Origin of the sequence: Alkalihalophilus lindianensis (assembly GCF_032843265.1) — a bacterium.
Taxonomy (GTDB): Bacteria; Bacillota; Bacilli; order Bacillales; family Bacillaceae_D; genus Alkalihalophilus; species Alkalihalophilus lindianensis.
Map to the genome: position 1 here is coordinate 1 of NZ_JAWJBA010000915.1, position 242 is coordinate 242.

Below are 242 nucleotides of genomic sequence, written 5' to 3' on the forward strand. Positions count from 1 at the left end.
GAGATGAGAAGTGAATACGAAAAACCTGGTCATTTTAGCACTTTTAGCAGGGATTGGGGTTGTTTTGCATACGGTGATGCCTTCATTCCTTACAATTAAACCGGACATGATGCTGGCGATGATGTTCTTAGGAATCTTTATCATTCCAGAAATCAAAAGTGTTATGCTCCTAGCGCTTGTAACAGGAATCTTATCTGGTTTAACGACTGGATTTCCTGGAGGCACCATTCCGAATATCATTG

1 protein-coding gene is annotated in these 242 nt (G+C 40.9%); it reads left to right on the forward strand.

Annotation, left to right across the window (positions count from 1 at the left end):
- Positions 1-10 precede the first annotated feature (10 nt).
- Positions 11-242: tryptophan transporter (locus tag RYX56_RS24780; protein WP_317124444.1), on the forward strand; the 232-nt coding region annotated here is incomplete at its 3' end.